The 5,690-nt window shown below is 71.5% G+C and carries 2 protein-coding genes and 2 pseudogenes; all 4 read right to left on the bottom strand.

The window, feature by feature from the left end; genetic code table 11:
- Positions 1-192: pseudogene (locus GA0115259_RS39030) on the bottom strand (serine/threonine protein kinase); the annotation flags it as partial.
- A gap of 128 nt (positions 193-320) precedes the next feature.
- The gene (locus GA0115259_RS13930) at positions 321-1,991 is read right to left on the bottom strand and encodes a serine/threonine-protein kinase (protein ID WP_093595955.1); all 1,671 of its coding nucleotides are present in this window, start codon (positions 1,989-1,991) and stop codon (positions 321-323) included.
- A 229-nt stretch (positions 1,992-2,220) separates the two neighbouring features.
- Complete coding sequence (locus GA0115259_RS13925; protein ID WP_093595951.1) at positions 2,221-3,888, bottom strand: serine/threonine-protein kinase; 1,668 nt, start codon at positions 3,886-3,888, stop codon at positions 2,221-2,223.
- A 274-nt stretch (positions 3,889-4,162) separates the two neighbouring features.
- Positions 4,163-5,690 (bottom strand): annotated as a pseudogene (locus GA0115259_RS13920) (serine/threonine protein kinase); the annotation flags it as partial.

Below are 5,690 nucleotides of genomic sequence, written 5' to 3'. Positions count from 1 at the left end.
GAGCAGCCGCCCGACGGCCGGATCGCCGACCGGGCCGCCCGCCGGGCCACCCACCGCGCCGCCGACCGGTGCGGTCTGCGGTGGCGCGCCCTGTGACGGCGCGCCCTGTGGCGGAACCTCAGCCCGTGCCGCATTCGGTGGCTGAAGTACGTAACTGGTCGGCTCGTCCACCCGTCCCCCGTCGTTGGTCATGCGCACATCCTTACGAAGAGTGGTTGCGGTCGCCACCGTGAAAGCCGAGCGGATGCAGAGCCGTGACAGTGGAAGGGAATGCGGAAGTGAATGTGACAGCGGGCGTGGTGAGTTGTCGGCGCACGAGGTCAGCGCACGGGAGTGGGCACAGGCGTGCGCGCCGGGACGGGTACGAAGGAGTCGAGCGCGGTGTCGAAGTGCGCCCGCGCCGTGTCGAGTCCGTCCAGCGGGGCCGAGACCCAGACGTCGTACATCCGGCCGTCCTGGTCCCAGCAGAGGTCGAAGGTGTGGCGCTCGCCCTCCTTCCGTGAGAAGCCGTTCCAGGTGAACTCCCAGAGCGCCGCCGGAAATCCATTGTGTGTGGTGGGTGTGACACTGCCGTCGTGGTACCCGGGATTGGTGTCCGCGCCACCGGCGTCCGCCAGCCGCATGGCTCCGGCCGGACCGGCCGGGATCGCGCCCTGGACGCGGACGCCGATGCGGAACGCGCCGTCGGGCGACATGTAGAAGACGCGTTTGTCGTCGTGGTAGCGGCTGAATCCGTCAGCGACGGCGAGAGTGAAGCCCATCGGGTCGTTGACGAGGTGATAGCCGGGAGGAGCGGGCGCCGCCGAGGCCGCGGGCGTCCGTCCGGCACTCGCCGGAGGTGTGGTGCCGGACGTGGGCCCGGAACCGGCGCCGACATCACCGTCGTCGGTCGCGTCGGTGTCGGTGGTGGCGTGGGACGTACGGCTCGGGCGACCGTCCGTACGGTCTCCTTCGCCCGGACCGTTCCGGAGCAGAACCACGGACAGGGCGCCCGCGCCGACCAGCAGGGCGACCACCGCGCACGCGACGAGTACGGTACGGCGGCTGCGGCGGCCGACGGAGTCCGCGGGAGCGGGCGCCGGCGCGGGCGAGGCCGGTGACGGAAGCGACGGACGCGGTAAGGACTGGCCGGACGCTACGGGCAAGGGCGGTGCGGGCAAGGGCGCTACGGGCAAAGACGGTGCGGGCAAGGGCGGTACGGGCGCTCCCGTGGTCACGTACTCGCGCAGCAGCCGTTCCGCGCCCGCCGCGTCGAGCCTGTTCGCCAGATCACGCTCCAGCAGCCCTCGCACGACGGGCAGCAGCGGCCCGGCCGCGGCGGGCGGCCGGATCTCGGCCTGCACCACCGCATGCAGCACTCCGGCCAACGAGTCGCGGTGGAAGGGCGATTCACCGCTCAGCATCGCGCACAGCAGCGCGCCGAGCGACCAGAGATCCGATGCCGGACCGGCCACATCGCCGTCCAGTACCCGCTCGGGAGCGGTGTACTCGGGCGAGCCCACGAACGAACCCGGATCGGTGATTGTCGTGGCGCCCACCAGCCGCGCGATCCCGAAGTCCGTCAGCACGACCCGTCCGGTGCCCTCCTCCAGCAGCACATTGGCGGGCTTGAGATCGCGGTGCAGCACCCCGAGCTCATGCGCGGCGCGCAGCGCGCCCAGCAGCGCGAGCCCGATCCGCGCCGCCTCGGGCGGGTCGACGGGTCCCTGGCCGGCCAGCCGGTCGGCGAGCGAACCGCCTTCGACCAGCTCCATGACGATGTACGGACGGCCGTCCTCCTCCACGACATCGTGGACGACGACCACATGGGGATGTTTGACCCGGGCGACGGCACGCGCCTCGCGCAGCGTCGCGATGCCCTCGCCGTCGTGTGCCGCGTGGAGTTCCTTCACCGCGACGCGTCGGCCGAGGAGGTCGTCGTCGGCCCGCCATACGGTGCCCATGCCACCGCGCCCGAGCCTGGTGCCGAGCCGGTAGCGCCCGGCGATCAGCCGCGCGTCCTGGGATGGGGACGGAGACGGAGACGGAGACGGAGACGGAGAGGGGGATGGGGACGCGGGCCAAATTGGGGACGGAGATTGCTGACTCTCCGAAGGCTGTGTGCCGCCCGGGGGCCGGTTATCGCCCAAAGGCCGCTGACCGCCCGTAGGCCGCCGGTTGTCCAAGGGCCGACCGCTGTCCGCGGGCTGCCGGTCGTCGGGCAATACCGTCCCCTTCCGCTCACTGGCCGGAATCGCCGGGCGGCGGCTGCCAGCTCTGCAGCACGGCGTCGAACTGCTTGCGCGTCGTCGCCCAGTCTTCCTCAGGACCGGACATATAGATCGCGTACTCGGTGCTGTTGTCGGCCGAGAAATAGATCTGGTCGATCGCGTGCCGCGGGCCCGGCTGGCCCTTTTCCTCGATCCAGGTGAATTCCCAGAGAGCCGCTTGCGTCTGGCGGCGGAACGTGTTGGGAGCCAGTTTGACGCGTGCGTACTCCGGCAGCCGCTGAAGACTCTGCTCCAGGCTCAGCATGTGCAGATACGGATTCTCGAACTCGGGCGCGCCGACGCTGATCCGGATGAGATGGCGGCCGTTGTCGGGAGTGAAGTCGATCTGGTCGCCGTCCATCTGGCGTTCCCATCCCGGCGGGACGCTGAGGCTGAAGCCCTCGGGAGCCTCGACGCGCTGCCAGCCGTCGGTTATGGAGCCGGAGCCGCCGCCGTCCGCGCCGCCGCCCTGGTCCGTGCCGCCGTCTCCGCCCGCGCCGTTGCGGTCGTCCGTACCGGCGCTCTCGTTCGTACCGGCACTCTCGTTCGTACCGCCGCTCGTCGGCTGACCGCCCGTGGTGCCCGCGCTCTGTGAGCCGTCGCCCTTGCCGTCATCGCTCCCGGCGTACTGGAGAGCGGCGTAGCCGGCACCGCCGCCGAGGACCGCCGCGAGGACGACGGCCACGGCCGTCGTACGCCAGCGGCGACCGCGGCCGGGCCCGAGTGCGGGTACGGGCCCGGATACCGGTACTGGCCCGGGTACGGGTACGGGCGCGGGTACGGGTACAGGCGCGGGCGCTACGGAGGACACCGGCGCGGCGGCCGACCACCGGTCGCCGTTCGGCATGATCTGCGTCGGTGCGTACGCCTGCGCCTCGTCGGACCGACGTCCCTCCAGCACCGCGCGCAGCATCCGCTCGGTCTCGGCCGCTCCGGGCCGTCCCGCCGGGTCCTTGCACAGCAGCGCGGCGATCACGGGCGCCAGCGGTCCCGCCTGACCCGGGCGGTCCGGCTCGTCCGTGACCACAGCCTGCATGGTGGAGAGCGGTGAGGAGCGACGGAACGGCGAGGTGCCCTCGACGGCCGTGTAGAGCGTGACGCCCAGCGACCAGAGGTCGGAGGCGGGGCCCGGATCGCTGCCGCGTACCCGTTCGGGCGCCAGATAGTCGATGGACCCGATGAGTTCACCGGTCCTGGTGATGGTGGAGTCACCTTCGATCGCCGCGATACCGAAGTCCGTGAGCAGTACGCGGCCGTCGCGCGCGAGCAGCACATTGCCCGGCTTCACATCGCGGTGGAGCACACCGGCGGCATGGGCGGCACCGAGCGCGCCCAGCACCTCCAGCCCGATCCTGGCGGCCTCACGGAAGTGGACAGGACCCGATTCCTTCGTGGTGTCGGCGAGCGAAGGGCCGTCGACGTACTGCATGACGATCCACGGCCGGTCGTCGTGGTCGAGTACATCGTGGACCATGACCACACCCGGATGGGTGATACGCGCGGCGGCCCGCGCCTCCTTCTGGGTGCGCTGGTGCAGTACGGCCCGGTCGGCCTCGGAGACATAGCGTCCGGCCGTCAACTCCTTGACGGCGACGGTCCGGTGCAGGACCTCGTCATGCGCGCGCCACACCTTGCCCATGCCGCCCGCGCCGATGGTCTCGCCGAGCCGGTAGCGCCCGGCGAGCACCAGCCCCGTACCCGTACCGGCGCCTGTACCAGCGCTCGCACCTGTACCCGAACCCGCGCCCGTGCTCTGTGAATGGTCCACGTCCCCCGCCCTGTTCCTTGGGAACCACAGGTTACGGAGGCGACGCGCGGACACGGAACCTCGGGTCGCGCACGGAAACAGCACTGTGACGCGGGAACGCGCCGCCACAGCACCGGCCGGCACCGCCGCCAAGGGCAGCGACCGCTCAGCCCGTCACCTGGTAGGCGGTCGTGGCCTGTTGGTAGATCTCGTCCACCTGGTCACGCTGGCTGTCGGGACCGATCACCTGGATGATGTGGTACCGGCCGTCGACGATCATGGCCAGATTCCGTACGAAGACCTCGCGCCCGCTGCTGTCCTGCCAGGTGTACTGCCCTTCCGCCATGGCCTGCCGGCCCACGTCTATCCGGCGCAGACCGGAGGCCGTGGCCCAGGAGGAGTCCCGGAAGGGCTGGAGCTCCCGCTCCTTGTCTCGCTGGTACACCATGGGATCGCCGCCGTTGTCCGCCACGCTGTCCCGGCCCGGGACAACGATCAGCGTGAAGTCGCCACCGACATAGCGGACTTGCCCGCTGTCGTTGATGGAGCTCCGCTGCCAGTCCTTGTCGACGCCGATCCGGAAGCCCTCCGGGTCGTCGCGCAGGACGTATCCGTCGGCGAGATCGACGGCGGAGCCGGAGGTCTGCGGAGCGGAGGTGTTGGGATCCGAGGGAGTGGGATCCGCCGTGCCCGTGCCCTTGCCGTCCGTGCTCTGGTCGTCCGGGGACTGCGGTGCCGAGGACGCGCCGGGCGTCGCCTCGCCCACGCTCTGGCCCTGCTGTCCCGTATCGGCCTTGGGCATGAACATCACGGCGTACACGATGGCGCCCACGAGCAGAAGCAGTATCAGCACCAGGAGGACACGGCCCAGGGAACGCGGGCCACGGCCGCCGCTCCTCCCGGACCTGTCCGGCCGCCGGTCCAGCCGCTCCGGCCGGTCGTACGACTCCTCGGACTCGTACGACCGCGGGTGCGGGCGCGCCTGTGCGTGCGCCTGCTCATGGGACTGCTGATACTCGGGCTCGGACGGGTGCTCGTGCTGGTGCTCCTGCTGATACTGCCGCTGCTCTTCGAGGCCGGCCCTGCCGCCCTTGTCCTTGCGCTCCTTGCCCTTCTTGTGCCGGTGACGTCCCGCGTCGCCCTTGCGCCCACGGCGCCTGCGTACCAACTCGCCGCGCCGGCGCACTATCGGCAGCCGTGTCTCGTCCGCCGGTATCGGTACGACGTCCAGACCGGCCTCCGGCTCGGGCGCCGACCGGACGAGCGAGCGCAGCCAGCCGCGCAGCTCCTCGAAGTCCGGCCGCTCGGTCGGGTCCTGACGCAGCAGCGACTCGACCACGGGACGCAGCGGGCCGCACTCCTCGGCGAAGGCGGGCGGCTCGGCGCAGACGAGCTGGACCAGCTCGACGGCGCTCTCCTCCGGATAGGGAGCATGTCCCTGCACCGCGCGGTAGAGCAGCGCCCCGAGCGCCCATAGATCGGTGGCAGGCCCGATGGGCGGCGCGAGCTGCCAGTTCTCGTGCACGGGGCCCGCCTGCTCGGGCGCCCAGCGCTCCGTGACCGCTCCGACGACCGCGATACGGGCCTGCCGCGCGCGCTCGGCGGCGAGTGGCGTCGCGGGACCTCGGTAGGCGGGCACGGAGCCGCTCGCCACGATGTCGTCCCACCGCCCGGCGCCCACGCCAGGTCCGGCC

It is taken from the genome of Streptomyces sp. MnatMP-M17 (assembly GCF_900091995.1).
Lineage (GTDB): Bacteria > Actinomycetota > Actinomycetes > Streptomycetales > Streptomycetaceae > Streptomyces.
Note: the sequence above shows the minus strand (reverse complement) of the source record. Positions and strands in the feature narration are given on the sequence as shown.